At 73.5% G+C, this 26,604-nt stretch carries 22 protein-coding genes and 1 tRNA gene; 5 read left to right on the top strand and 18 right to left on the bottom strand.

Annotation, left to right across the window (positions count from 1 at the left end):
* Position 1: 1 nt before the first annotated feature.
* The 9 genes from BMY04_RS15520 to BMY04_RS15480 form a co-directional block, all read right to left on the bottom strand.
* Positions 2–364, bottom strand: coding sequence for a hypothetical protein (locus BMY04_RS15520; RefSeq protein WP_091182849.1), 363 nt, complete (start codon positions 362–364; stop codon positions 2–4).
* Between the two features lie 94 nt (positions 365–458).
* A complete protein-coding gene (locus tag BMY04_RS15515) occupies positions 459–1,088 on the bottom strand; it encodes a nucleoside triphosphate pyrophosphohydrolase (protein WP_091182846.1) in 630 nt (209 codons plus the stop codon).
* A 53-nt stretch (positions 1,089–1,141) separates the two neighbouring features.
* Positions 1,142–1,705 carry a SurA N-terminal domain-containing protein gene (locus tag BMY04_RS15510; protein ID WP_091182843.1) on the bottom strand — a complete coding sequence of 188 codons (564 nt, stop codon included), beginning with the start codon at positions 1,703–1,705 and terminating at the stop codon, positions 1,142–1,144.
* Between the two features lie 228 nt (positions 1,706–1,933).
* Positions 1,934–5,539: a transcription-repair coupling factor gene (mfd, locus tag BMY04_RS15505; RefSeq protein ID WP_232506435.1), complete on the bottom strand. Its 3,606-nt coding sequence runs from the start codon at positions 5,537–5,539 to the stop codon at positions 1,934–1,936.
* 273 nt (positions 5,540–5,812) lie between these two features.
* On the bottom strand, positions 5,813–6,382 hold the full coding sequence (gene pth / locus BMY04_RS15500) for an aminoacyl-tRNA hydrolase (RefSeq protein ID WP_332452332.1): 570 nt from the start codon (positions 6,380–6,382) through the stop codon (positions 5,813–5,815).
* 34 nt (positions 6,383–6,416) lie between these two features.
* Positions 6,417–7,103, bottom strand: a complete 687-nt coding sequence (locus BMY04_RS15495) for a 50S ribosomal protein L25/general stress protein Ctc (RefSeq protein WP_091182838.1) — start codon at positions 7,101–7,103, stop codon at positions 6,417–6,419.
* A 231-nt stretch (positions 7,104–7,334) separates the two neighbouring features.
* On the bottom strand, positions 7,335–8,312 hold the full coding sequence (locus BMY04_RS15490; protein ID WP_091182835.1) for a ribose-phosphate diphosphokinase: 978 nt from the start codon (positions 8,310–8,312) through the stop codon (positions 7,335–7,337).
* Positions 8,309–9,946, bottom strand: a complete 1,638-nt coding sequence (gene glmU / locus BMY04_RS15485; RefSeq protein WP_269766228.1) for a bifunctional UDP-N-acetylglucosamine diphosphorylase/glucosamine-1-phosphate N-acetyltransferase GlmU — start codon at positions 9,944–9,946, stop codon at positions 8,309–8,311. The genes BMY04_RS15490 and glmU overlap by 4 nt, the downstream gene beginning before the upstream one ends.
* Before the next feature lie 55 nt (positions 9,947–10,001).
* Positions 10,002–10,080: transfer RNA gene (locus BMY04_RS15480), tRNA-Gln, on the bottom strand.
* Between the two features lie 315 nt (positions 10,081–10,395).
* Between BMY04_RS15480 and BMY04_RS15475 the strand changes: the two genes are divergently transcribed.
* Complete coding sequence (locus tag BMY04_RS15475; RefSeq protein ID WP_232506434.1) at positions 10,396–11,601, top strand: MFS transporter; 1,206 nt, start codon at positions 10,396–10,398, stop codon at positions 11,599–11,601.
* A gap of 65 nt (positions 11,602–11,666) precedes the next feature.
* The gene (locus BMY04_RS15470; RefSeq protein WP_232506433.1) at positions 11,667–12,185 is read left to right on the top strand and encodes a MarR family winged helix-turn-helix transcriptional regulator; all 519 of its coding nucleotides are present in this window, start codon (positions 11,667–11,669) and stop codon (positions 12,183–12,185) included.
* Here BMY04_RS15470 and BMY04_RS15465 read toward each other — a convergent pair.
* From BMY04_RS15465 to rsmI, 7 genes are all read right to left on the bottom strand, one after another.
* Positions 12,168–13,385 carry a low temperature requirement protein A gene (locus BMY04_RS15465; protein ID WP_091182831.1) on the bottom strand — a complete coding sequence of 406 codons (1,218 nt, stop codon included), beginning with the start codon at positions 13,383–13,385 and terminating at the stop codon, positions 12,168–12,170. The genes BMY04_RS15470 and BMY04_RS15465 overlap by 18 nt on opposite strands.
* Before the next feature lie 34 nt (positions 13,386–13,419).
* On the bottom strand, positions 13,420–14,349 hold the full coding sequence (locus tag BMY04_RS15460) for a 4-(cytidine 5'-diphospho)-2-C-methyl-D-erythritol kinase (protein ID WP_091182828.1): 930 nt from the start codon (positions 14,347–14,349) through the stop codon (positions 13,420–13,422).
* A 10-nt stretch (positions 14,350–14,359) separates the two neighbouring features.
* Complete coding sequence (gene rsmA / locus BMY04_RS15455; RefSeq protein WP_198410214.1) at positions 14,360–15,211, bottom strand: 16S rRNA (adenine(1518)-N(6)/adenine(1519)-N(6))-dimethyltransferase RsmA; 852 nt, start codon at positions 15,209–15,211, stop codon at positions 14,360–14,362.
* Positions 15,212–15,248: 37 nt separating this feature from the next.
* On the bottom strand, positions 15,249–16,325 hold the full coding sequence (locus BMY04_RS23555; protein WP_091182821.1) for a resuscitation-promoting factor: 1,077 nt from the start codon (positions 16,323–16,325) through the stop codon (positions 15,249–15,251).
* 142 nt (positions 16,326–16,467) lie between these two features.
* Positions 16,468–17,079: a nitroreductase family protein gene (locus BMY04_RS15445; RefSeq protein WP_091182818.1), complete on the bottom strand. Its 612-nt coding sequence runs from the start codon at positions 17,077–17,079 to the stop codon at positions 16,468–16,470.
* A gap of 1 nt (position 17,080) precedes the next feature.
* A complete protein-coding gene (locus BMY04_RS15440; RefSeq protein WP_091182816.1) occupies positions 17,081–17,962 on the bottom strand; it encodes a TatD family hydrolase in 882 nt (293 codons plus the stop codon).
* A gap of 406 nt (positions 17,963–18,368) precedes the next feature.
* On the bottom strand, positions 18,369–19,250 hold the full coding sequence (rsmI, locus tag BMY04_RS15435; protein WP_091182813.1) for a 16S rRNA (cytidine(1402)-2'-O)-methyltransferase: 882 nt from the start codon (positions 19,248–19,250) through the stop codon (positions 18,369–18,371).
* Positions 19,251–19,399: 149 nt separating this feature from the next.
* On the opposite strand from rsmI, the gene BMY04_RS15430 reads away from it, so the two are divergent.
* Positions 19,400–20,947: a dolichyl-phosphate-mannose--protein mannosyltransferase gene (locus tag BMY04_RS15430; protein WP_091183477.1), complete on the top strand. Its 1,548-nt coding sequence runs from the start codon at positions 19,400–19,402 to the stop codon at positions 20,945–20,947.
* Between the two features lie 53 nt (positions 20,948–21,000).
* Here the strand turns inward: BMY04_RS15430 and BMY04_RS15425 are convergent, their stop codons facing one another.
* Positions 21,001–21,780 (bottom strand): IclR family transcriptional regulator, encoded by a 780-nt coding sequence (locus BMY04_RS15425; RefSeq protein ID WP_091182809.1) that lies wholly within the window; start codon positions 21,778–21,780, stop codon positions 21,001–21,003.
* A gap of 88 nt (positions 21,781–21,868) precedes the next feature.
* On the opposite strand from BMY04_RS15425, the gene BMY04_RS15420 reads away from it, so the two are divergent.
* Both BMY04_RS15420 and allB read left to right on the top strand, forming a co-directional pair.
* On the top strand, positions 21,869–23,032 hold the full coding sequence (locus BMY04_RS15420; protein WP_091182804.1) for a glycerate kinase: 1,164 nt from the start codon (positions 21,869–21,871) through the stop codon (positions 23,030–23,032).
* The gene (allB, locus tag BMY04_RS15415) at positions 23,029–24,615 is read left to right on the top strand and encodes an allantoinase AllB (protein ID WP_232506432.1); all 1,587 of its coding nucleotides are present in this window, start codon (positions 23,029–23,031) and stop codon (positions 24,613–24,615) included. Before BMY04_RS15420 ends, allB begins: the two co-directional genes overlap by 4 nt.
* A 51-nt stretch (positions 24,616–24,666) precedes the next feature.
* Here allB and uraD read toward each other — a convergent pair whose 3' ends face one another.
* Positions 24,667–26,604: a 2-oxo-4-hydroxy-4-carboxy-5-ureidoimidazoline decarboxylase gene (uraD, locus tag BMY04_RS15410; protein ID WP_091182801.1), complete on the bottom strand. Its 1,938-nt coding sequence runs from the start codon at positions 26,602–26,604 to the stop codon at positions 24,667–24,669.

Here is a 26,604-nt window from a genome sequence, read left to right as displayed (position 1 = left end):
GTCAGCGGGGCCGCCGCCCGCGCAGGGCGGCGGCCACGTTGATCCCGACGATCCCGGCCCAGGCGATGGCGGTCGTCACGACCGAGTCGTGCACGATCCCGGTGATCGGGATCCCGGCGCCCAGCGACGCCAGGGCGATGACGAAGCGGCCGTCCCCCGTCGCCTTCTCCTCCTCGCGGTCGTGCTGCCGGTCCTGCGACGACGGCCTCACCTCCGCCGTGCGCTGGGCGACGAGCTCCTCGACGCGGTCGGCCAGGCTCGCCGCGACCGCGTCCTCGTAGTCCGGTCCGAGGTCACGGCGCGCGCCCAGGGCCGCAGCGGCGTCGCGTCTGAGCTCGGGGGTCGCGCGTGTGGGCTCGCTCACACAGCGAGGCTAACCCTCGAGCAGTCCGCCGGGACAGGACCACCAGGGTCGAACCGGGGGTCCGGGCGCTCGCCGAGCAGCTTCGGCGGTCGCTTCAGCGGGACTCGGCCTCGCGCACCTGCTGCTCGAGCCGGCGTACGGCGGCCCGGGCCGACTGCTCGGCGTCGAGGCCCGACGCCTGCGCGCGACGGACCAGGGCGAGCAGCGACTCGCCGAGCTCCTCGTCGGTGATCGGCTCGACCTCGGCCGGCGGTTCGAGGGCGACCCCGCGGGAGCGCGCGCGGGACAGGATCTTGGCCCCGCGGGCGAGCGCTGAGAGCTGCTCGGGGATGCCGTCGAGCGCGGACGCACGGTTCTTCTCGACCGCCTTGCGCTGCTCCCAGGTCGCGTGCAGGTCGGTCGGGACGCTGTCCACCCGCTGCTCCGAGGGTGCGAGGGGGTCGCCCCCCTCGGGGGTGTACGGGAAGACGTGCGGGTGCCGTGCGACCAGCTTGTCGGCGATGCCGGCGGCGACGTCCTCGACGTCGAAGGCGCCCTCCTCCGCCGCCAGCTCGCTGTGGAAGACCACCTGCAGCAGCAGGTCGCCCAGCTCCTCGCGCAGGTCGGCGGGGGTCCCCACCTCGATGGCCTCGACGACCTCGGTGGCCTCCTCGACGAGGTAGGGCACCAGGGAGGTGTGGGTCTGCTGCGCGTCCCAGGGGCAGTCGGCCCGGAGCCGGTGCATGACCGCGACGAGGCGGTCGACCTCGCTCCCGCCCTCCCGGGCGGTCGTCGCGGTCAGGGCGTCGGGGTGGGGCTCGGGCTGGACGGGCGCGCGAGCGAGCCCGACTGGTCGCCGTTGACCAGCTTCTGCTGCTCGTCGAGCACCCCGAACCGCGGGTTGACCGTCACCTTCTGCTGCGCCACCTGCTCGAGGTAGGGCTGCGAGCCGACCTTCTGCGCCACGATCTGCTGGTCGGCGATGTCGTACGCGACCTCCTTGGCCGCCGGGAACGGCAGCAGCGGCTCGAGGTTCGACCCCTTGAGCGCGGCGTCGCGGTCGGCGTCGGTCACGGTGATGCCGTTCTTGGCCGCGATCTTCTCCGCGATGACGCCGTGGACCATGGCGTCGAGGACCGCCTGCGGCGAGACCTGCTGGCCCTCCTGCACCGTCTTCTCGACTCCGGCGACTGCGGCGTCCAGCTGCGTCTGCGTGATCGCGGTGCCGTCGACGTACGCGGCGACCGCCGGGTTGGCGTTCGCGCAGCCCGCGCCGGTGCCGAGGACGGCCAGCGAGAGCGCCGCCGCCGCGAGGATGCGGTGCCGTCGAGGTCGGCGGTGCGGTGCAGCCGAGGAGCGCATGGGGCCTTCCGAGTCGTCCGTGCCGACCCGGCTCGACGCCGGGCCTCCGCGATCCTAGCCCGCACCCCGCCCGCGCCCAGGGAGCCGGGCGGGCGCCTTGCGCCCGCTGGTCCGAGCTTCCTCGTGCTTGACCTGCCCAGCAGGTCTGGCTCAGCGCGTGCATTTCACGACAACGTGAAATGCACGACGCCGGACGCCGGACGCCGACTCGGCGAGCGGGCGGGGTGGTCAGGCCAGGAAGATCTCGCGGACGACCTTGGCGCACCAGGCCAGCAGCTCCAGGTCCTGCACCGCGGGGCCGCCGATAGAGGCGGCGAGGGGGCGCGGGACGAGGATGTGCTGGGCCGCGGTCTTGACGACGCTGCGCGGGTAGAGGCGCTTGAGCCGCAGCTGCTTCGACTCCGGCAGGTCAGCGGGGGCGAAGCGGATGTAGTTGCCCTGCGACACCACCTCGGCGATGCCGGCCTCGCGGGCGAGCAGGCGGAACCGTGCGACCTCGAGCAGGTTCAGCGAGGGCCGCGGCGGGGTGCCGTAGCGGTCGTGCAGCTCGGCCTCGATCGCCTTGACGTCGGCCTCGCTCTTCACCTCGGCCAGGCGCTTGTACATCTCGAGCCGCAACCGTTCCGACTCGACGTAGTCGGTCGGCAGGTGCGCGTCGATCGGCAGCTCGATCCGCATCTCGGGCTCGGGCTCGGTGTCGTCGCCGCGGTACTCGGCGACCGCCTCTCCCACCAGCCGGATGTAGAGGTCGAAGCCGACGTCGGCGATGTGCCCGGACTGCTCCCCGCCCAGCATGTTGCCGGCACCGCGGATCTCGAGGTCCTTCATGGCCACGGCCATGCCCGCGCCGAGGTCGGTGTGCGCGGCGATCGTCGCCAGGCGGTCGTACGCCGTCTGGGTCAGCGGCTTCTCCGGGGGGTAGAAGAAGTAGGCGTAGCCGCGCTCGCGACCGCGGCCCACGCGCCCGCGGATCTGGTGGAGCTGGGAGAGCCCGAGCTGGTCGGAACGGTCGACGATCAGGGTGTTCGCGGTGTTGATGTCGAGGCCCGCCTCGACGATCGTCGTGCAGACCAGCACGTCCGCGCGGCGCTCCCAGAAGTCGACCATGACCTGCTCGAGGCGCTGCTCGCCCATCTGGCCGTGCGCGGTGACGACGCGCGCCTCGGGGACGAGCTCGTTGATCCGCGCCGCGGTCTTGTCGATGCTCTGCACCCGGTTGTGCACGAAGAACACCTGGCCCTCGCGGCTCAGCTCGCGCCGGACGGCCGCGGTGACCTGCGCCTCGTCGTACGGGCCGGCGAAGGTCAGCACCGGGTGGCGCTCCTCCGGCGGGGTGGCGATCGTGCTCATCTCACGGATGCCGGTGATGGCCATCTCGAGGGTGCGCGGGATCGGCGTGGCCGACATGGCGAGCACGTCGACGCTGGTGCGCAGACGCTTGAGCTGCTCCTTGTGCTCGACGCCGAAGCGCTGCTCCTCGTCGATGATCACCAGCCCGAGGTCCTTGAACTTGATCTCCCCGCCGAGCAGGCGGTGGGTGCCGATGACGACGTCGACCTTGCCCTCGGCGACGCCCTCGATCGTCTTCTTGACCTCGGCGTTGGACTGGAAGCGGCTGATCGGGGCGACGTTGACGGGGAAGCCGGAGTAGCGGTCGGCGAACGTCGAGTGGTGCTGCTGCACGAGCAGCGTGGTCGGCACGAGCACGGCGACCTGCTTGCCGTCCTGCACCGCCTTGAACGCCGCGCGCACCGCGATCTCGGTCTTGCCGTAGCCGACGTCGCCGCAGATCAGGCGGTCCATCGGCACGACCTGCTCCATGTCGCGCTTGGTCTCCTCGACCGCGGCGAGCTGGTCGGGGGTCTCGACGAACCCGAACGCGTCCTCGAGCTCGCGCTGCCAGGCGGTGTCCGGGCCGAAGGCGTGGCCCTGGGTGGCCTGCCGGGCGGCGTAGAGCTTGATCAGCTCGCCGGCGATCTCCCGGACCGCCTTGCGGGCTCGCGTCTTGCGCTTGGCCCAGTCGCCGCCGCCCATCTTGTCCAGCGTCGGGTTCTCGCCGCCGACGTAGCGGGTGACCTGGTCGAGCGCGTCCATCGGGACGTAGAGCCGGTCGCCCGGCTGGCCGCGCTTGGACGGCGCGTACTCGATGACGAGGTACTCGCGCACCGAGTCCTTGCCGACGCTGCGCTGCACCATCTCGACGTAGCGGCCGACGCCGTGCTGGGCGTGCACGACGGCGTCGCCGGCGCTGAGCTCGAGCGGGTCGATCGTCTGCTTGCGCCGGGCCGGCATCTTGCGGCTCGACTTGTCGGCCGCCTGGCGCTGCCCGGAGAGGTCGCGCGCGGTGAGCACGAGGAGCGAGACCTCGTCGGCGACGAAGCCGTGGGCGAGCTCGCCGCACACGACGGTGGCGATGCCCGGGACCGGCTCGTCGTCGAGCTCCTCGAGGCGGCGCACGGGCAGGTCGGCGCCCGTGAGGACCTCGGCGAGCCGGTCGGAGATGCCCTTGCCCTCGGCCATGAGCAGCACGCGCCAGCCGTCCTTGAGGCGTGCGGTGACCTCGTGCAGCGCGGCGTCGGTGTCACCCCGGTACGCCTCCACCGGGTGGCCGGCGATGGTGCGGCTGACGACGCCCGCCTCCCGGGCGACGGAGCTGAGGTCGACGACCTCGCCGTCCTCGGTGCGCAGCGGCCCCGTCGAACCCACCGCGGACTCACCGGGCCCGGCGCTGAACGGCGACAGCGTCCACCACGACAGCCCGCGCCCGAGCGCGGTCGAGCGGACCTCCGAGAGCGGCCGGTACGACGACTCGCCCAGGTCGATCGGGGCCTGCCCGCCGCCAGCGGCCGCGGCCCAGGACGCGTGCAGGAACTCCTCGCTGGTCCGCACGAGGTCGATGGCGCGTCCGCGGACGAGCTCGGGGTCGCAGACGAGCACCTGCGTGCCCTCGGGCACCAGCTCGACGAGCAGCTCCATCCCGTCGACGAGGACCGGCGACAGCGCCTCCATGCCGTCGACCGCGTGGCCCTGGGCGATCTTGTCGAGCATCTCGATCAGCTCGGGGTGCTCCTGGGACAGCGCGAAGGCGCGCTGCCGCACGTCGTCGGTGAGCAGCAGCTCGCGGCAGGGCGACGCCACGACCTCGGGGATCACGACGTCGGTCGAGCGCTGGTCGGCGACCGTGAAGTAGCGGATGTCCTCGACGGTGTCGCCGAAGAAGTCGATACGGACCGGGTGCTCCTCGGTCGGGGGGAAGACGTCGACGATCCCGCCGCGCATCGCGAACTCCCCGCGGCGCTCCACCAGGTCGACCCGGTTGTACGCCGCCCCGACCAGCGCCTGCGCCAGCTCGGTGGTGTCGAAGTCCTGACCGGTGACGAGGCGTACGGGCTTGAGGTCGGCGAGGCCCTTGACCTGCGGCTGCAGGATGCTGCGGACCGGGGCGACGACGATCCGCGGCGGCGGCAGCTCGTCGGTCCCGGACAGCCGGCGCAGCACCGCCAGCCGGCGGCCGACCGTGTCCGAGCGCGGGCTCAGCCGCTCGTGCGGCAGCGTCTCCCAGGCCGGGTAGTAGGCCACCGCGTCGGTCCCGAGCAGCGACTGGCACGCGGCGGTCAGGTCCTCGGCCTCGCGGTAGGTCGAGGTGACGAGCAGGACGGTCCGGTCGGCACCACCGAGGTCGCGCGCCGCCGTGAGGGCGGCGGCGATCAGGGGCCGCATCGCCGGAGGCGCCGTCAGGTCGAGGGCCGGGCGCGTGCGTGAACGCGCGTCACCGACGGTCTCGGCGACGGTGGGATCGGTGCAGAACAGGCGCACCAGGCCAGCCAGACTCACTGGTCAGACTGTACCGAGGCCCTCAACCGCGCCACGGGCGCGGCTGCCGTCGCCGAGAGGCCCCTGGGGCCCACCCTGTGGGAGCGACGGCCCTTCGTCAGGCTCAGCGAGCGTCGAGGGGCTCGGGACCCGGCGCGCGGCTCGGGCGCCGGTGCCGAGACGACCGGGCAGGCAGGACACGTTCTTCGTCCTGCCCGGGAGGGAGGAAGGCATCGGGCCAGAGCCCGATCCGCAGGCGAAGCGGAGCGAGCCGGCCGGACACGCTGGAGCCGATCAGGAGTTGAAGGTGCTCTGCGTGCGCTCGAGGCCCTGCTCGACGAGGTGCTCGACGGCGTCGGCTGCGCGCTGGACCTCGATCTCGACGTCCGTGCGCGCCGAGGAGGCGAAGTTGCTGAGCAGGAAGTCGGCCGGGTCCTGGCGCCCGGGCGGACGCCCGACGCCGATCCGGACGCGGTAGAAGTCGCCCGTGCCGATCGAGCGGCGGATCGACTTGAGGCCGTTGTGGCCGTTGTCGCCGCCGCCGAGCTTGACCCGCAGCTGGGTGGGGTCGATGTCGAGCTCGTCGTGGATGACGATCATCGCCGACGGCTCGATCTTGTAGTACGAGAGCAGTCCGGAGACCGGGCCGCCCGTCTCGTTCATGTACGTGCGCGACTTCGCCAGCACGAGCCGCTGCTGGTCCGCGCCGGGCGGACCGACGCGGACGTCGGCCGTCTCGGCACGGATGCCCTTCGCGGCGGCGAAGCGCGCACCGCCCCGGCGCGCCAGCTCGTCGACGACCATGAAGCCGACGTTGTGGCGGTGACCGGCGTAGGTCGGGCCCGGGTTTCCGAGCCCGACCACCAGCCAGAGCATGGGTGTCGCGGGTGGACGCCGGTCAGGCGTTCGCCGCGCCCTCGGAGTCCTCGTCGGAGGACTCGGGCTGCTCGGAGGCCTCGCCCTCGGCCTCGGTGCCCTCGGCCAGCGTCGGCTCGATGCCGACCTCTGCCTCGGCCTCGGCGAGCTCGGCCTCGATGTCGGCCGCCGTCGGCGCCGCGGTGATGTTGATGACCAGCGTCTCGGGGTCGAGCCCGGACAGGGACGCCCCCTCCGGCAGCTGCAGGTCGGCGGCGGTGATCTGGGTGCCGACCTGGGCGCCCTCGATCGACACGACGATCTGCGTCGGGATGTGCGTGGCCTCGGCCTCGAGCGGCACGGAGTTGGCGACGACGTCGACCAGCGTGTCGGGAGCGGCCTCGCCCTCGACGACGACCGCGACGTCGACGGTGACCTTCTCGCCGCGACGCACGATGACGAGGTCGACGTGCTCGATGGTGCGCTTGATCGGGTCGCGCTGGACCTGCTTGGGCAGGGCGAGCTGCGACGAACCGTCGAGCTGGATGGACAGAAGCGCGTTGGCCGTGCGCAGCGCCAGCAGGGTCTCGTGACCCGGCAGCGTGATGTGGACCGGATCGGTGCCGTGCCCGTAAAGGACGGCGGGGATCTTGTCGGCACGACGGATCCGGCGGGCGGCACCCTTGCCGAACTCGGTGCGCGCCTCGGCGACGATCGTGACCTCGGGCACTAGGACCTACTCCTTGCGGTATGCGACGAACGGTGGGGATGGAGCTCGGGTGTCGCCACCGACGTGGAGCAGCGTGCGACCGCAGGCCGGCCCTTGCAGAACCGGTGCCCTGTCGATCACGGTCAGCGACCCTCGCCGAGGCAACCGGGAGAGCCTAGCCGACGGCGCGCGTACGCCCGAATCCGTCCGCCGGCAGCACCCGCCGGCTCCCGTGCCCGGGCGGGGCCGATGTCAGCTCTGCCCGTCGAACAGGCTCGTCACGGAACCGTCCTCGAACACCTCGCGGATCGCCCGGGCGATCAGCGGGGCGATGGAGAGCACGGTCAGCTTGTCGAGTCGGCGCTCCTCGGGGATGGGCAGCGTGTTGGTCACGATGACCTCCTCGAACGCCGACGCCGTGAGCCGCTCCGGGGCCGGGCCGGACAGCACGGGGTGGGTCGCGGCGGCGATGACCTTCTTCGCGCCGCGCGAGACGAGGGCCTCGGCGGCCTGGCAGATGGTGCCGGCCGTGTCGATCATGTCGTCGACGAGCAGGCAGACCCGGCCCTCGACCTCGCCGACGACCTCGTGGACGGCGACGGTGTTCGCGACGTCGGGGTCGCGCCGCTTGTGGATGATCGCGAGCGGGACGTTCAGCCGGTCGCTCCACATGTCGGCGAGCCGGACGCGGCCGGCGTCGGGCGAGACCACCGTCATCTCCGACTTGTCGTACTTGCTCTCGACGTAGTCGGCGAGCACCGGCAGCGACCACAGGTGGTCGACGGGACCGTCGAAGAAGCCCTGGATCTGCGCCGCGTGCAGGTCGACCGACATCAGCCGGTTGGCGCCCGCGGTCTTGAACATGTCGGCGATCAGCCGCGCCGAGATCGGCTCGCGGCCGCGGTGCTTCTTGTCCTGGCGCGCGTACGGGTAGAAGGGCGCGACCACGGTGATCCGCTTGGCCGAAGCGCGCTTGAGCGCGTCGACCATGATCAGCTGCTCCATCAGCCACTCGTTGACCGGCGCCGCGTGGCTCTGCAGGACGAACGCGTCGCTGCCGCGCACCGACTCCTCGAACCGGACGTAGATCTCGGAGTTGGCGTAGCTGATCGCGCGCGTCGGCACGATGTCGACGTCGAGGATGCGGGACACCTCGTCGGCCAGCTCGGGGTACGCGCGCCCCGAGAAGAGCATCAGGTGCTTGACGTTCGGCCGCTTGAAGCCGGTCACGACTCCCTCTCGCTGTCGGTGCTGCTGGGCGTGCTGGTGCTGGGCGTGCTGGTCGGGGGGTCGACCCCGACGACCTCCTGGTCGCTGAGGGGGGCCGGGACGACGTGCTGCTCGACCTCGGGCGGGTCGACCGGCCCGTCGGCCCCCGGGGCGCGGTCGGCAGGCCCCGCGGCGGCGAGGGCCTCCTCGGCCGCGGCGGCGGTCTTGCTGCCGGAACGCTTGCGGGCGACCCAGCCGGGGACGTTGCGCTGCCGGGCACGGCTCACGGCCAGCTCGCCCGGCCCGACGTCGCCGGTCACGGTGGAGCCGGCGCCGACGTACGCGCCGTCGGCCACGGTCACGGGGGCCACGACCGTGGAGTCGCTGCCAACGAAGCTGGCCCGTCCCACGCGCGAGGAGGACTTGGTGACGCCGTCGTAGTTGGCGAAGATCACGCCGGCGCCGATGTTGGCGTCCTCGCCGATCTCGACGTCGCCGGCGTACGTCAGGTGCGGGACCTTGGCGCGGTCGCCGATCCGTGCGTTCTTGGTCTCGACGAACGTGCCGATCTTGCCGCGCTCCCCCAGCACCGTGCCGGGGCGGAGGTAGGCGAAGGGTCCGACGCTCGCCCCGGCGCCGATGACGGCTAGCGAGCCGTGGGTCCGCACGACCGAGGCGCCCTCGCCGACCTCGACGTCGACGAGCGTGGTGTCCGGGCCGATCGTGGCGCCCGCGGCGACCGAGGTCGCGCCCTCCAGCGAGGTGCCGGGCAGCAGCGTGACGTCCTCGGCGAGGTCCACAGACGCGTGAACCCAGGTGCTGGCCGGGTCGACGACGGTGACACCCGCGCGCATCCAGCGCTCGAGCGTGCGGCGGTTGACCTCGGCGTTCATCCGCGCCAGCTGCACGCGGTCGTTGACGCCCTCGGTCTGCCAGCGGTCCTCGATCGCGTACGCGCCGACGGCCCGCCCGGCCTCGCGCGCGAACCCGAGCACGTCGGTCAGGTAGAGCTCGCCCTGGTCGTTGGTCGGACGGAGCCGCGCGAGCCCCTCGCGCAGGGCCTCGGGCTCGAAGACGTAGATGCCGGAGTTGATCTCGTGGATCGTCCGCTGCGCCTCGCTCGCGTCGCGGTCCTCGACGATGCCGAGGACCTCGTCGCCGGCGCCGCGGACGATGCGGCCGTAGCCCGTGGGGTCGTCGACGTGGGCCGTCAGCACCGAGACCGCCGTGCCCGCGGTGCGGTGGCCCGCGACGAGGGCGGCGAGCGTCTCCGCGGTGAGCATCGGCACGTCGCCGTAGGTGACCAGGACGTCGCCGCGCAGCTCGGGCAGCGCCTCGAGCGCGACCTGGACAGCGTGCCCCGTCCCGCGCTGCTCGGTCTGCACGACCGTGGTCGCGTGCGGCGCGATCTCGGCCAGGTGCGCCTCGACCTGCTCGCGCAGGTGGCCGACGACGACCACGATGTGCTCGGGCTCCAGGGCGGTGGCCGCGTCGAGGGCGTAGCTGAGCATCGAGTGCCCGGCGATCTCGTGCAGCAGCTTGGACCTCGACGACCGCATCCGCTTGCCCTCGCCCGCGGCGAGGACGACCACCGCGGAGACGGGACCACCCTCGAGGACCGGGGTCTGCTGCCCCGTCGGCGCAGCACTGCTCACACGTACGTCCTGTCTGTCGCTCGCGCGCACCGGCGCCTCGAGGCGCCGGCACCTGCTCCCCGGGTAGGAGTCGAACCTACGTCGCTAGTCCTGATTCAAAGTCAGGCGGGCCCTGCCGGCAGACCAACCGGGGATCGCCACATCGAGGTGCCCTGGTCGTCACGAGACCGACCGGGGACCGGCCCGGACCAGCGTACGCAGGAGCGCGCGCCACGTCATGCCGAGCGGGCGGCCACGGACGCCGACCGATCGCGGGCCGGAGGCCCCTCGGCCTGTCGAAGGGCCGGACCGGGTCGGCGCCGGCGAAGGGCTGGACCGCCGACTTCTTCGCGGCCCCCGGACGGACCAGGGAGCGTCCCGGCCACGTTGCAGGAGCTACGCGCGCCGCTTGCCCCGCGCCCTGCGCACCCGTACGCTCTCGACTAGAACGTTTTAGAAGGAGCCTGCTCGTGACCGCCTCCGTGGCACCCCTGTCCCCGACCACCCGGACCCCCTCCCCGCTCGCCGGCGCCCGCGCCCGCGGGGCGGTGACGCTGATGTTCGCGGTGAACGGCCTCGTCCTCGGCGGGTGGGGCGGCAGCCTCCCCTCGCTGCGCGACAAGCTCGCCATCGGCGACGGCCAGGTCGCGCTGATGCTCTTCGCGGCCGGCATCGCCGGCATCACCTCGATGCAGGTCGGCGGACGGCTGTCGGACGCGGTGGGCGCCCGGCGCATCACCCTCGTCGCCCTGCCGCTGCTGCTGCTGACCGCCGCGGTGCTGGCCCTCGCGCCGACCTACCCGGTCGCCGTCGCGGGCGCGGTGCTGCTCGGCCTCGGCAACGGGGCGATGGACGTGTCGATGAACGCCATCGGGGTCCAGGTCGAGGTCGCCCGGCGCGGGCCGGTGATGAGCTCGTTCCACGCCTTCTTCTCGATCGGGAACCTCCTCGGCGCGGCCGCCGTGCTCGGCCTGGCGGCCGGGTTCGGGCTGAGCGGCGGCGCGGTCGTCACGCCGCTGCTGCTGACCCTCGTCGTCGTGGGTGCGGTCGTGCTGGTGGTCCTCGCCCGCATCGCCCCGGTCGCCGCGCCGGTCGTGCACCGTTCCTCCGACGGCGCCCGCACGCGGGTGCCGCGGGCGGCGTACGTGCTCGGGATCATGGCCCTGGCCTTCGGCCTCTCGGAGGGCACCGCGGTCGACTGGTCGTCGATCCACGTGACCGACGTGGCCCGCGTCGACACCACGACAGGCGCCGTCGGCCTGGTCGCGGTGAGCGGCTTCATGGTCGTCATCCGCCTCCTCGGCGACCGCCTCGTGACGCGTTTCGGGCGCCGGGCCGTGGTGCGCTTCGGCGGGGCCTGCGCCGCGCTGGGCTACCTCACCGTGACCCTCGTGAGCCCGCTCCCGCTGCTCGTCGCGGGATGGGCGCTGGTCGGCCTCGGCGTGGGCATGATCGCCCCGCAGGTGTACGCGGTCGCCGGCCACCTCGGCGGCGGGCGGGTGCTCGCGGTCGTGGTGACCTTCGGCTACGCGTCCTTCCTCGCCGGTCCGGCGGTGGTCGGCTTCCTCGTGCGCCACCTCGGGATCCACCACGCGATGGCGGTCCCGGCCGTGCTCTGCGCCGGGATCGTCGCCCTCGCGGCCACGATACCGCGCGAGGACCGCGACCTCGCCTGAGCGGGCCTGCACCTCCACGGGCAGGTGTCTCGACGTCGAGACAACCCGACCCCTAGCCTGGCGCCGTGAGGGAGCCCCGCGACGAGGTCGACGACCTCGTCGACGCCTGGGCCCGCGAGCGCCCCGACCTCGACACCTCGCCGATGGAGGTGCTGTCGCGCGTCGACCGGCTCGCGCGCCACGTCGACCGGGCGCGAGCGGCGGCCTTCAGCCGCCACCAGCTGGAGGGCTGGGAGTTCGACGTCCTGGCCGCGCTGCGCCGCTCGGGCGAGCCCTACCGCGCCTCCCCCGGGTCGCTGGTGAGGGCGACCGGGGTGACGTCGGGGACCATGACCAACCGGGTGGACCGGCTCGCCGCGCGCGGGCTGGTGCGCCGCGACAGCGACCCCGACGACCGGCGCTCGGTCCGGGTCGAGCTGACCGAGCAGGGCCGGACCACGGTCGACGGCGCGCTCGTCGACCTCCTCGGCGCCGAGCACGAGCTTCTCGCCGCCCTCGACGACCCCGGGCGCCGCCGGCTCGCGGGCGCCCTGCGGGAGCTGCTCGCCTCGTACGCCGCGCCGGGCTCAGCCGACGACGGCTGAGGCGCGGGCCACGAGCCGCGTCTGGACGGCCACGAGCACGGCCAGCACGGCCCCGGCCACGAGCTCGGACACCTCCAGCGGCGTGCTGGCCAGCACCACCGCCGCGGCGGCGAAGAACGGGACGGCGTTGAGCCAGGTCCGGTCGTGCAGGCGCAGATGGACCGCCCACATCGCCAGCAGCAGCACCGCGACCGGGACGGTGACCGCGGCCGAGGTCACGAGGTCCAGGTGCGGGTCGGTCGGGTGGCCGACGTACTCCGCCCGCGCGGCCAGCCCGGCGCCGACCGCCGCCGCGGCGGCGTAGATCACGTAGTGGCCGAAGCCGAAGAGGTACTCCACGTGGGTCGCGTCCCGCTTCGCCCGGGCCAGCGCCTCGGCCGCCTCGCGGGAGAAGTAGAGCCACCACAGGCTGAAGACGATGAGCACCCCGCCGACGGTGACGGCCGCGACGGCGACGCGGTGCTCGGTCTCCCCCGTGAACGCCTCCTGGACGGCCAGCGTGGAGGACAGGATCGTCTCGCCGAGCACGATGATGAAGAACAGCCCGTAGCGCTCGGCGATGTGGTGCGGGTGCCACGTCGTCGTCCCCGACCGCTCCGCCCAGAAGGGCACCGCTAGCTCGGCCACGACCAGCAGGGCGAACAGCGGCGCGACCAGCGCCTGCTCGCGGGTGGCGAGGTAGAAGCCGCCCCAGCCGAGCTGGACGACCACGATGCCGAGGGCGTAGCGCAGGCAGGTCCTCCGGTGCGGCGGGTCGTTCCGGGCGGCGCGCAGCCACTGCAGCACCAGGCCGACGCGCATGATCACGTAGCCCGCGACGACGAGGCCGAAGTGACCCTCGCCCTCGTCGATCCCGAGCGTCAGCGTGGTGATGCCGCCGGCGAGCACGAGGACGCCGAGGATCTGCAGGATCGTCAGGAGGCGGAAGCCGACGTCGTCGTTGTCGTACGCCGAGGAGAACCAGCTGAAGTTCAACCAGGCCCACCAGATGGCGAAGAAGGCCATCACGTAGCCCTGCACCGCGGGCCCCGTCTCGCCGGCCAGCAGGCCGTGGTGCAGGGCCGCCGCGGCCTGGCCGACGGCGACCACGAAGCACAGGTCGGTCAGCAGCTCGAGCGGCGAGGCGACCCGCCCCCGCTCGTCGGGATCACGCGGACGCAGGGGCCGCAGCAGTCGGGCGGTGGCCCCGGGCGCGCTCACGCCCGAACACTAGGGCGTGCGCCGACGTCGGGCCTCAGCCGACGACGCGCGCCCCGACCACCGGTCCGCTGGCCCGCAGCACCTTGCGCGCGACGCCCTCGGCGCTCAGCGACACGCTGAGGTCGACCGCGTCCTCCTCGTCCTCGACGAGGAAGGCGCAGGTGGGCCCCGAGCCCGACACCACGGCCCCGACGGCGCCCAGCTCGAGGCCGGTGTCGAGGACCCGACGCAGCTGCGGACGCAGGCTGAGCGCGGCCGGCTGCAGGTCGTTGGTGAGCGCGGCCCCGAGCTCGTATGGATCGCCGCCGCGCAGGGCGTTCATGAGGTCGGCCGGCACCTCGGGCATGGTCGGTCCCGGGTTGAGCTCGTCGAACCTGCGGTAGACCGCCGGGGTCGACAGCCCCTCCTGGCCAAAGGCGAGCACCCAGTGGTAGCTCCCACGGGCCAGCGCCGGCGCGACGTCCTCGCCACGCCCACCGCCGACGGCCGTGCCGCCCAGCAGCGAGAAGGGCACGTCGCTGCCCAGCTCCGCGCCCAGGTGGCGCAGCACCTCCGGCGCGAGGTCGATGTCCCACAGCGTCGCGCAGGCCAGCAGCGCCGCGGCCCCGTCCGCGGAACCGCCCGCCAGCCCGCCGGCGACCGGGATGGCCTTGCGGATCGACAGCCGTACGCCCAGGCGGTCGCGGCCGCCGTGCACCCGCGCGAGCAGCCGGGCCGCGCGCAGGGCGAGGTTGCTGTCGTCGAGCGGGACCTGGTCGACGCCCTCCCCGCTGACCTCGAGCTCGAACTCGTCGGGCTCGGCCCACTCCGCGTGGACGTCGTCGTAGAGGGAGACCGCGTGGTAGACGGTCGCGAGCGGGTGGTAGCCGTCGGGACGCGGCGGACCGACCTTGAGCGCGAGGTTGATCTTGGCGGGCGCCCGGACGTGCACGCCGACCGGGGCGGGCGGCAGGGGCGAAGCCATTCCCGGGAGCCTACGCAGCCGGTCCGGAGAGCTGCGCGGCGACCCGGGCGAAGGCCGCCACGTCGAGCACCTCGCCGCGCGCCTGCGGGTCCACGCCGGCGGCCAGCAGGGCCTCCGAGGCCGCCGCGGACGAGCCGAAGGTGCCCGACAGCGCGGAGCGCAGCATCTTGCGCCGCTGCCCGAACGCGGCGTCGACGACCGCGAACACCTGCTCGCGCGTGGCGGTGGTCTCCGGTGGCTCGCGGCGGCGCAGGGCGACCAGGCCGGAGTCGACGTTGGGCACCGGCCAGAACACCGACGGCGACACCGAACCGGCCCGCCACGACTCGGCGTACCAGGCCGTCTTGACCGAGGGGACGCCGTAGACCTTGGAGCCGGGCGGTGCGGCGATGCGGTCGGCCACCTCGGCCTGCACCATGACCAGGCCGCGCTGCCATTCCGGGAACGTCGCGAGCAGGTGCAGCAGGACGGGCACGGCGACGTTGTAGGGCAGGTTCGCGACGACGGCCGTGGGCGTCGCCGGCAGCTCGGTGACCCGCATCGCGTCGGCGGTCACGACGTCGAGGCGGTCGGCCCGGTCAGGCGCCCGCTCGGCGACGGTCCGGGGCAGCTCGCCGGCCAGCAGCTCGTCGATCTCGACGGCGACGACGCGGTCGGCGACCTCCAGCAGGCCCAGGGTCAGCGACCCCAGGCCCGGGCCGACCTCGAGGACGACGTCGGTGGGGCCGATCCCGGAGGCAGTGACGATGCGCCGGACGGTGTTGGCGTCGACGACGAAGTTCTGCCCGCGCTGCTTGGTCGGCCGCAGGTCGAGGCGCGCGGCGATCTCACGGACGGAGCGGGGGTCCAGGAGGCTCACCAGGCCCCCCGCCCGTCGTCACTCGTGCCGTCGTGGTGCGTCAGGCGCAGGACCAGGCGCTCAGGCCGGAGGCCTTGCGCACCCGCTCGGCCACGGCGATCTGGGCGGCCTTGCTCTGCTGGTCCGGACGGCCCGTGCCGCCGTACGCGCGCCAGGTCTGCAGGTTGAACTGCAGCCCGCCGTAGTAGCCGTTGCCGGTGTTGATCGACCAGTTGCCGCCGGACTCGCACGCGGCGATCTTGTCCCACAGGCCGACGTTCGCCACACCCGCGGTCGAGGTCGAGACCTTCGGCGCCTTGGTGCCGACGACCACGACGCGCGTCACCGGCTTGCGGGTGACGACGGTCCTGGTCTTCTTGCGGCTGACCTCCTTGCCGTCGTGGGCGACGACGCGGTAGGTCGTGGTCTTGCTGCCGGCCTTGCCGGCGGTCTCGGTGCGGGTCTTGCCGCGCTCGAGCTTGGACGACTTCTTGGTGACGGTCGCGTACGCGACGTCCCCGCGCTTGCTCGTCGAGGTCACGTCGACGCGGACGAAGGTAACCTTGGTGCCGTCCTTGAGGGCGGTCTTGGCCGAGGTGCTGAGCTCGTCGTCGGCGTCCGGCCTGATGCCGGCGGCCTGGAGCGCGTCGCCGACGGTCGCACCGGTGGTGGTGAGGGTGCGGGTCTTGCCCGCCGCCCTGATCGTGACCTTCTTCGGGGTGGCGACGGCCACGGTGAGCCCCTGGCGCCCGATCGGCGTGCTGCGGCTCGTGGAGAGGTCGGCGCCCTGGGTCTCGAGCCCGAGCGCGGTGAGCGCGCCGCCGACGTCGGTCGCGGTCGTCCACAGCGTCTGGGGCGCGCCGTCGACGTCCACGGTCACCTGCCGGCCGAAGCGGACGGAGACCTGCGTGCCGTCGCGCAGCTCGGTGGTCGGCGCGGGCGCGACGACGTCGTGGGGACCGACCTGGATGTGCTGCGCCGAGAGCAGGTCGCCCACGGTCGAGGCGCTCGTCGTCACCTGGCTGGTCTGGCCGTCGACGGCGAGGGCGACGTCGGAACGCATCCCGGCGTAGGCGATGGATCCGCCGCCGACGGCGAGGACGGCCGCTCCGGCGATCACGGGGACGATGGCGCGCACGTTGCTCCTGGCTGGCCACGCGAACGGGCCGGTCGGGTCAAGCGGCCACTCCGGCCGCAAAGGTCACGGAACCATAACGAGCGCCTGAGAGGTCGTCAAACCTACAATCTCTTGACCGCCGAGCGAATGGGCCGGTCGACGCTCACCAGCGGCCGCGGTGGACGAGGTCCTCCGCCGGCCGGCGGCCCCGTCGTGCGGGCGACCCGCGGCTGCCGCGGTCGCCGTCCGCCGCAGGGACCCCCAGGCTCACGACGCCCACCCCGAGCAGCGTCCCGGGCACCCCGAACGCGGCGTGCACGGCATCGGCTCGCTCCACCGGCACCCCGAAGAAGCACGCCCCCAGGCCGAGGTCGACGGCGCGCAGCAGCATGGCCATCGCGGCCATGCCGGCGTCGACGAACCAGTACGGCGCCGACCAGCGGCCCTCGTCCCGGTCGGTCCAGCCCTTGTCCGGCTCGGCGTAGCGGTCGAGGTACGCCTCCCGGTCGGTCAGCACGAGGACGAGCACCGGGGCCGTCAGCATGCCGTCGAGCCAGCGGTTCGACGCACCGTCCTCCCCGGCGGTCGCCGACCAGAAGAGCGCGCGCTGCTCGGGCGTGTCGAGGACCAGCAGCGAGACGCCCTGCGTGAAGCCGGCCGACGGAGCGCGCAGCGCCGCGGCGAGCACCGCCTCGAGCGACTCCGGCGCGACGGCCGCGTCCGGGTCGTAGCGGCGCACCATCCGTCGGCGGCGCAGCGCGTCGGCGAGCTCCACCTCAGGCGCTCGCGGCGGCGTACGCGGGCCAGGTGCCGCCCAGGGCCGCCTCGGCGTTGGCGGTCAGGGCCGCGCAGAGCTCCTCCAACGGCAGCTGTCGGACCTCGGCCATGACCCGGGCGGTGTAGGGGATCAGGTAGGACGCGTTGGGCCGGCCGCGCACCGGCAGCGGCGTGAGGAACGGCGCGTCCGTCTCGACGAGGACCTTCTCGAGCGGGGCGACGGCGAGGGCGCGGCGCAGGTGGGCGTTCGCCTTGAAGGTCACCGTGCCCGCGAAGGACAGGTGCGCCCCGCGGTCGAGGCAGGCCCGCGCGAACACCTCGTCGCCGCTGAAGCAGTGCATGACCACCCGATCGGGCACGCCCTCCGCGTCGAGGACGTCGAGGACGGCGTCGTGGGCGTCGCGGTCGTGGATCATCAGGGTCCGGTCGTGGGCCTTGGCCATGGCGATGTGGGCGGCGAACGACTCGCGCTGGAACGCCTGCCCGGCCCCGTCGGGCGTGCGGAAGAAGTCCAGCCCGGTCTCGCCGACGACCCGGACCTCGGGGTCGCCGGCCAGGGACTCCACGACAGCCAGGCCCTCGGCGAGGGCGGCCGGGTCCGACGCGCCGAGCCGGGCGGCGTCGTTCGGGTGCAGGGCGACGCCCGCGACGACCGAGGGGTGACGCCGCGCGAAGTCGACCGCCCAGCGGGACTGCTCGACGTCGCACCCGATCTGCGCGACCCGCGTGATCCCGACGGCCGCGGCCCGCGCGAGCGCGTCGTCGGGGTCGAGCCCCGACAGCTCGGCGGTGATGTCGAGGTGGCAGTGGGTGTCGACCACCGGCCCCGGCAGCGCCTCGGGCGCCGGGGGCAGGTCGGTCCAGTCGGTCCGTGAGCTCACGCCCCGATCCTTCCTCACAGGGGAGCCCCTCCCCGCGAGAACGCCCCCTGAGCTTGTCGAAGGGCCTCGAGAACGCCCCCTGAGCTTGTCGAAGGGCCTCGAGAACGCCCCCTGAGCTTGCCGAAGGGCCTCGAGAACGCCCCCTGAGCTTGTCGAAGGGCCTCGAGAACGCCCCCTGAGCTTGCCGAAGGGCCTCGAGAACGCCCCCTGAGCTTGTCGAAGGGCCTCGAAGAGGTTGGCTTCTCCGGCTGCGGGAGGGGAACGCTGACCCCTCCGGGGCCCTTCGACGAGCTCAGGGAGCGTTCAGCCGGGGCCCTTCGACGAGCTCAGGGAGCGTTTCTCTGGAGCCCTTCGACAGGCTCAGGAGCGTTCCTCTGGAGCCCTTCGACAGGCTCAGGAGCGTTCCTCAGGGCGCCTTGCGCTGCCGGGTCAGCTCGAGCGCCGCGGCGTACAGGGCGTTGCGGGCGACCCCGGAACGTTCGGCGACCTCGGCCACGGCGGGCTTGAGGCGTACGCCGCCGGCGACGAGCTCGGCGACCTCGGCCGCTGCGCCCTCGAGGTCGGCCTCCGGCTCGAGCGCGCCCGAGACGACCAGGGTGACCTCGCCGCGGACCTCCTCGGCCGCCCACGCCGCGAGCTCGGCGAGCGAGCCACGGACGACCTCCTCGTACGTCTTGGTCAGCTCGCGGCACACCGCGCCCGGGCGCTCGGCGCCGAAGGCCTCGACCATCGCGGCCAGCGTCTCCGCCGTGCGGTGCGGCGCCTCGAAGAACACCATCGTCCGGGGTTCGGTGGTGAGGCGGGCGAGCTGGCGGGACCGTTCGCCGGCCTTGCGGGACAGGAACCCCTCGAAGCAGAAGCGGTCGACCGGGAGCCCGGAGAGCGCGAGCGAGGTGAGGACGGCCGAGGGTCCGGGAACGCTCGTCACGCGGATGCCGGCCTCCACCGCGGCGGCCACGAGCCGGTAGCCGGGGTCGGACACCGAGGGCATCCCGGCGTCGGTCGCCACGACGACCCGTGCGCCGCCCTGCAGGGCCTCGACGAGCTCGCCCGTGCGGGCCGCCTCGTTGCCCTCGAAGTACGACACCACGCGGGCCTGGGTCGTCACCCCCATCCGCTGCAGCAGCGCGCGGAGCCGGCGGGTGTCCTCCGCGGCGACCACGTCGGCCCCGGCGAGCTCGGCCCGTAGCCGGGGCGAGGCGTCGTCCACGTCGCCGATCGGCGTCCCGGCGAGCACGAGCACGCCGCTCCCGGGTCCCGCGCCCGCCTCCGACGCCCGCTGCTGCACCTGGTCAGAATGGCACCTCGTCACAGGTTCGCCTGGTTACTCTTGCCCGCGTGACGCGGCCGGTGCTCGAGCTCGGGCCGCCGGCGTCCCTCCCTCCCGCGGACACGGCTCCGTCGCGGACGGCGACGGCCGAGCCGCCGGCCCCGCCGCTGACCACCGTCGACCGGCTCCGCGACGCGATGCCCACCGACCGCCTGCGCGGCTGGGTCGTCACCCTCCTCGTGACGGGCCTCGCCCTCGTGCTCCGGCTGCCGGGGCTCGCGTACCCGAACAAGCTCGTGTTCGACGAGACGTACTACGCCAAGGACGCGTACTCGCTGCTGAAGTTCGGCTACGAGCGCAACTGGCCGGAGAACGCGAACGACCAGATCACCAGCGGCAACGTCGACGTCATGCAGAAGACGGCGGAGTTCGTGGTGCACCCGCCGGTCGGCAAGTGGCTGATCGCGTTCGGCGAGCACCTGTTCGGCATGAACTCGTTCGGGTGGCGCATCGCGCCGCTCGTCTTCGGCGTCCTGCTCGTCCTGGTGCTGACCCGCCTCGTGCGCCGGGTGTCGCGCTCGACGCTGATCGGCGGGCTGGCGGGGCTCCTGCTCGCGGTCGACGGCCTGGCGTTCGTCATGTCGCGCACCGCGCTGCTCGACGTCTTCGTCGCCTTCTTCACCGTGGCCGCCGTCGCCTGCCTCGCCGCGGACCGCGACTGGTTCCGAGGGCGGCTGGCCGACCACCTCGACCGTACGGAGCAGCCCGACCTGGCCCGCGCGTTCGGCCCGGCGCTGTGGTTCCGGCCGTGGCGCATCGCCTCCGGCGTCTGCTGGGGCCTGGCGCTCGGCACCAAGTGGAACGCCCTCTACGTGCTCGCCGCCTTCGCCCTGCTGAGCGTCGTGTGGGACGTGGGCGCCCGCCGCCTCGCCGGCGCCGGCCGCCGGGCGAACCTGGCCCTGCTGCGCGACGGGCTGCCGGCCTTCGTGTCGCTCGTGGTCGTGTCGATCGGCGTGTACGTCGCGACCTGGGCGGGCTGGTTCGCCACGTCGGGCGGCTACGACCGCGACTGGGGCGCCAAGCACCCCGACGCCGGCACGACGAAGCTGCTCGGGAACACGCTGGCGTCGTGGCTGCAGTACCAGCGCGACATCTGGAACTTCCACACCGGCGACTTCATCAACCACGCCCAGCACGCCTACCGCGCCGACCCCTGGGGCTGGCTGCTCGTGGCCCGCCCGATCGGCATCGACGCGGTCAACAACATCGCCCCGGGCACCGACGGCTGCGCCGGCCCCGACAACTGCATCCGGGTGATCAGCGGCATCGGCACGCCGATCCTGTGGTGGGTCGCGATCCCCTGCCTGGTCGTGGCTCTGCTGCTCTGGGTCGGCGGGCGCGACTGGCGCTTCGGCATCCCGGTCGTGGGGGTGCTGGCCGGCTGGATCCCGTGGTTCCAGTACGACTCCCGCCCGCTGTTCTTCTTCTACGCGATCATGATCATCCCGTTCTCGGTGATGGCCGTGGCCCTCGTGACCGGACGGCTCCTCGGCGACGCGCGCTCGGGCGACCGGAGGATGCTCGCCGGGATCGTCGTCGGCGTCTTCGTCGCGGTGGTGATCGCGAACTTCGCGTACCTCTACCCGATCCTCACCGACGAGCTGCTCCCCTACCCCAGCTGGCTGACCCGGATGTGGTTCCGCAGCTGGATCTGAGGCGGACGCTCCCTGGGTCTGTCGAAGGGCCTCGACGAGGTCGGCGGTCCGTGTCAGCCGGTGAGCTCGACGCCGCGGCCGGCGGCGAACTGCGCGCTCACCTCGGCGGCGATGGCGACCAGCTGCGGGGCGATGCGCGGCACGTCCTCGCTCCGGACGCGGCTCGACGGGCCCGAGATGGAGATGGCTGCCCGGAACGGCAGGTCCTTGAGCGGCACGGCGACGCAGCGCACGCCGAGCTCCTGCTCGCCGTCGTCGAGGACGTAGCCGTCGCGGCGGCCGCGGTGCAGCGTCTCGAGCATCGCCGGGACCGTGGTGATCGTGTGCTCGGTGCGCGACGGCAGGCCTGCGCGCTCGAGCAGCGCCGAGACCTGGTCGTCGTCGAGCTCGGACAGGATCGCCTTGCCCACGCCGGTGCAGTGCAGCATCACGACGCGACCGACCTCGGTGAACATCCGCATCGACCGCGGCGACGGCACCTGGGCGACGTAGACGCAGGCGTCGCCCTCGAGCAGCGCCATGTTGGCCGTCTCGCCGAAGAGGTCGACCAGGCGGGCGAGGTAGGGCGTGATCCACGGCCCGAGCCCGCGGCTGGCGCTCTGCCCGAGCCGGATCATCCGCAGGCCCAGCGAGTAGCGCTTGGCGCGGTCCTGCCGCACGTAGCCCTGGCTCGTCAGGAACCGCAGCAGCCGGTGCACCGTGGGCATCGGGAGCGACGTCGCCTCGGCTAGCTGCGACAGCGTCAGGGGTCCGTCGGCGAGCTGCTCGAGCAGGCCGAACGTCCGGTCCAGCGACTGGACCCGCTCGGGGCTGCGCGGCCCTGCTTCCGCCATGCGGAAAAGGTACTCCCGACGACGCTGGCGGAGGGCCGACCGCCGGGCGGCGGCGTCCACGCGTCCGCCGACCTGCTGGACTGGGCCCATGGCGGAGATCCGGGTGGTGCTCGCCCCCGACAAGTTCAAGGGGTGCCTGCCGGCGGTCGGCGTCGCGGAGGCGCTGGCCGCGGGTGTCCGTTCCGTACGCCCGGACGCGGAGCTCGTGCTGCTGCCGGTCGCCGACGGCGGGGACGGAACCGTCGCGGCCGCGCTCGCCGCCGGCCACCGGGAGGTCGTCGTCACCGTCGAGGGTCCGACCGGCGAACCCGTGCGGGCGCCGTACGCGGTCCGCGGCGACGACGCCGTCGTCGAGCTCGCCGGGGCCTGCGGGCTCGACCTGCTGCCGGGCGGCCGCCCCGCCCCGCTGACGGCGTCGACGTACGGGCTCGGTCAGGTCCTCCGGCACGCGCTCGAGCACGGGGCCCGGCGCGTGGTGCTCGGCCTGGGCGGCAGCGCTTCGACCGACGGCGGCGCCGGCCTGGTCCAGGCGCTCGGCGCGCGGCTGCTGGACGCGGACGGCGTCGAGCTCGACCGCGGCGGCGCCGCGCTGGCCGACCTCGCGTCGCTGGACCTCGGCGGCCTCGTCCCCCTCGACGACGTCGACGTCGTGGTGGCCAGCGACGTCGACCACCCGCTGCTCGGGTCGCGGGGCGCGGCCGCGGTCTTCGGGCCTCAGAAGGGGGCCGACGCCGAGCAGGTGGCCCGGCTCGACGCGGCCCTCGCCCGCTGGGCGGACGTCGTCGGCGACGCGACCGGGAGCGACCTGCGGGAGGCGCTCGGTGCGGGTGCGGCGGGCGGGACCGGGTTCGCCGCCCTTGCCCTCCTCGGCGCCACGCTGCGGCCCGGCATCGAGCTGGTCCTGGACCTCGTGGGCTTCGCCGACGCGGCGCAGGGGGCGTCGCTCGTGGTGACGGGCGAGGGTTCGCTGGACGAGCAGTCGCTGGCGGGCAAGGCGCCGGTCGGGGTCGCCGCGGCGGCGGGGCGCGCGGGAGTCCGAACGGTCGCGGTCGCTGGTCGGAGCCTGCTCGAACCTGGGCACGCGGCCGCCGCCGGCGTCAGCGCCGTCTACCCGCTGTCCGACCTCGAGCCGGACCCGGCGCGGAGCATCGCCCACGCCGCCGAGCTGCTGGAGCAGGTGGGCGCGCGGATCGCGGAGGAGTGGCTCGACGGGGAGCCGACGGCCGACGAAGACACGGAGGAGGAACGGTGACCCGTCAGCACGACCCCGAGGACCTCGACCCGACGGCGGTGGCCCGGGAGGGGTCGGCCCGCTCGGCCACGAGGCCGGACGCGGTCGAGGCCGCCGTCAGCGCCGCCGACGACGACGCCCGGACGGTGGCGGACCGGGTCAACGACCCGGAGCGGATCCGGGGCCTCATCACGGCCTACCGGCAGGAGCATGCCGTCCCCGACGGCCCCGCCGCGGGAACCCGGGCCGCACGCGCCGGCGGTTCGCGGGAGCTCGACCTGGTGGTCCGCGGCCGCCGCATCCTGACCACAGCGGGGATCGTCGCCCGCGAGATCGGGGTGCGCGACGGCACGGTCGTCGCCATCGAACCGCTCGGCGCCGGCCTGCCCGCCCGTACGCTCGTCGAGCTCGCCGACGACGAGGTGCTGCTGCCGGGCCTCGTCGACACCCACGTGCACATCAACGAGCCGGGCCGGACGACCTGGGAGGGGTTCGCCTCGGCGACCCGCGCAGCGGCGGCCGGCGGCGTCACGACGCTGGTCGACATGCCGCTGAACTCGATCCCGGCCACGGTCAACGCGCCCGCGCTGGAGTACAAGCGGCTGTTCGCCGACGGTCAGGTGTTCGTCGACGTGGGCTTCTGGGGCGGGGCCGTGCCGGGCAACGCGCCGCACCTGCGCGCGCTGCACGACGACGGCGTCTTCGGGTTCAAGTGCTTCCTGCTGCACTCCGGCGTCGACGAGTTCCCGCACCTCGAGGCCGACGAGCTGGAGCAGGACCTCGCCGTGCTCCGGTCGTTCGACTCGCTGATGATCGTGCACGCCGAGGACTCCCGCGCGATCGACCGCGCCCCGCACCCCAGGGGCGACGTGTACGCGTCGTTCCTCGCCTCACGTCCCCGCGGCGCGGAGAGCCTCGCCATCGCCGAGGTCATCGAGCGCGCCCGCTGGACCGGCGCCAAGGCGCACCTGCTGCACCTGTCGTCGTCCGACGCGCTGCCCATGATCGCCACGGCCAAGCGCGACGGCGTCGACCTGACCGTGGAGACCTGCCCGCACTACCTGACGCTGCTCGCCGAGGAGGTGCCCGACGGCGCGACCGCCTTCAAGTGCTGCCCGCCGGTGCGCGAGGCGAGCAACCGCGAGGCCCTGTGGGACGGGCTGCTCGACGGAACGATCGACTTCGTCGTCTCCGACCACTCCCCCTCGACCCTCGACCTCAAGGACCTCGAGAACGGCGACTTCGGCGTCGCCTGGGGCGGCATCTCCTCCCTCCAGCTCGGGCTCTCGCTGATCTGGACCGAGGCGCGCAAGCGGGGCGTCGGCCTCGAGCGGGTCGTCGACTGGATGGCCACACGGCCCGCGAAGCGCGTCGGGCTGCGGTCCAAGGGGTCGATCGCCCTCGGCCACGACGCCGACCTGGCCGTGTTCGCGCCGGACGACGCCTTCGTCGTCGACGCGGGCAAGCTCCACCACAAGAACCCGATCACGCCCTACCAGGGCCGCGCCCTCTCCGGCCGCGTGCGGCGTACGTACCTCCGCGGCGAGGCCGTCGACCTCGACGGCACCCCGCACGGCCGCCTCCTCCGCCGCGGCGAGGCCTGACCGGCCGCGCCGACCGCTGACCCACGCGTCACAGGTATTGGGGCGTACGGCTCAGGCGTCGGCCAGGCCGCGGGTGCGGGCGGAGTAGATCGGGTTCGCGTCGGCGACGAGGTCGTCGAAGCGGTGACCCGCGATGCTGGCGATCTCGATGAGCGCCAGCGCGTGCTCCTGGGTCGGGGAGTTGTCGAGGCGGTGGCGGCCGTGCTCGAGGATCTGCTCGAACGACGCCCGGTCGCGCACGGAGATGATCAGCGGGAAGCCGAACCGCTCCTGGTACTCCTTCGCCAGGGCGGCGAGCTCCCCGTGGGCCTCGTCGTCGAGCCGGGTGAGCCCGAGGGCGGACTGGTCGCCGAACGATCCCGCCCCGGCTCCGCCGGAGGCGACGTCGTCGGAGCCGAGCTCGGGATAGGCGGCGAAGAGCTCGCGCTGCTCGTCCTTGCTCGCCACCAGCAGCGCGTCCTGCAAGGCCCGCCGCAGCTCGCGGGTGTCGGCGAACGGGCGCTCGTCGTACGCGCGCTCGACCACCCAGCGCGGGCCCTGGAACAGCCCGCCGAAGGTCTCGACGAACTGCTCGCGGCTCATCTGGTTGACGTCGTTGAGCCCGACGAGGTCGCGCCCGGGCGAGCCCGCGACGGCGGCGCCGCGGCTGCGGCCGACGTGGTGGAAGAGCAGGTTGAGCCCGATCGCCACGATGCTGCCGACCGTGATGCCCGAGCCGAAGATGATCTGCGCCCACGACGGCACCGCCTTGGCGACGTCGGGCTGCACGGTCACGTAGAGCGCGAGGCCGACCGCGGTCGAGACGATCACCACGTTGCGGTGGTCGTGGAAGTCGACCCGCGACAGGGTCTGGAAGCCCACCACCGCGACCGTCGCGAACATCGCCAGCGCCGCTCCGCCGAGCACGGGGTGCGGGATGCCGGCGACGAGCGCACCGGCCTTGGGGACCAGGCCGAGGACGATCATGATCGCTCCGGCGGTCGCCACGACGTAGCGGCTCTTGACGCGGGTGAGGCGCACGAGGCCGACGTTCTCGGCGAAGCAGGTGTACGGGAACGAGTTGAAGATGCCGCCGATGGTCGTGGCCAGCCCGTCGGCGCGCAGGGCGCGCGCGATGTCGTCGCGCTTGATCCGCTTCTCCACGATCTCGCCGGTCGCGAAGACGTCGCCGGTGGTCTCGACGGCGGTGATCAGCATGACGACGACCATCGAGATGATCGCGGCGACCGAGAACTTGGGCCAGCCGAAGAAGAACGGCGTGGTCAGCCCGACCCAGCCCGAGTCGGCCACCCCGCTGAAGTCCGCGTCGCCCAGGACCCAGGCCACCAGCGTGCCCACGACGAGGCCCGCGAGCACGGCGACGGTGGCGAGGAACCCGCGGAAGATGCGCTGGATCGCGACGATCAGGGCGAGCGTGCCGATGGCGTACGCGAGGTTCCTGGGGCTGGTCGGGTCGGCCGTCGGGCCCGCCCCGCCGACGGCGTCACCGGCGGCGACCGGGAGCAGCGCGATCCCGATGATCGTGATCACCGACCCGGTGACGACCGGCGGGAAGAACCTGATCAACCGGCTGAACCACGGGGCGATGAGGAAGGTGAACAGGCCGGCGACGATCACCGCGCCGTAGATCACGAGCAGGCCCTGCGACCCGCCGCCCGCCGCGAGGCCGATCGCGATCATCGGCGACACGGCCGTGAAGGTCACGCCCTGCAGCAGCGGCAGCTTGACGCCGACCTTCCAGAAGCCGACCGACTGGATGATCGAGGCGATGCCGCAGGTGAAGAGGTCGGCGTTGATCAGGTGGATCAGCTGCCGCTGGTCGAGCCCGATCGCGCTGGCGAGCAGGATCGGTACGACGACCGCGCCGGCGTAGAAGGCGAGGACGTGCTGGAACCCGTACACCGCGAGCTGGACGGGAGGCAGCACCTCGTCGACGGGGTGCTTGGCGCGGCGCGCCGGTCGCTCGGGCAGAGCGGCAGTGGTGGCCAT

The organism is Microlunatus flavus, from assembly GCF_900110855.1.
Classification (GTDB): domain Bacteria; phylum Actinomycetota; class Actinomycetes; order Propionibacteriales; family Propionibacteriaceae; genus Microlunatus; species Microlunatus flavus.
This window is presented reverse-complemented; position numbering and strand designations above follow the sequence as displayed.

Excerpts from the sequence above, each read along its gene's own strand:
- BMY04_RS15515 (WP_091182846.1), bottom strand. The coding sequence starts at position 1,088 with ATGCACCGGCTCCGGGCCGACTGCCCCTGGGACGCGCAGCAGACCCAC.
- BMY04_RS15510 (WP_091182843.1), bottom strand. The coding sequence starts at position 1,705 with ATGCGCTCCTCGGCTGCACCGCACCGCCGACCTCGACGGCACCGCATC.
- BMY04_RS15460 (WP_091182828.1), bottom strand. The coding sequence starts at position 14,349 with ATGGCTTCGCCCCTGCCGCCCGCCCCGGTCGGCGTGCACGTCCGGGCG.
- BMY04_RS15425 (WP_091182809.1), bottom strand. The coding sequence starts at position 21,780 with ATGGCGGAAGCAGGGCCGCGCAGCCCCGAGCGGGTCCAGTCGCTGGAC.
- BMY04_RS15420 (WP_091182804.1), top strand. The coding sequence starts at position 21,869 with ATGGCGGAGATCCGGGTGGTGCTCGCCCCCGACAAGTTCAAGGGGTGC.
- uraD (WP_091182801.1), bottom strand. The coding sequence starts at position 26,604 with ATGGCCACCACTGCCGCTCTGCCCGAGCGACCGGCGCGCCGCGCCAAG.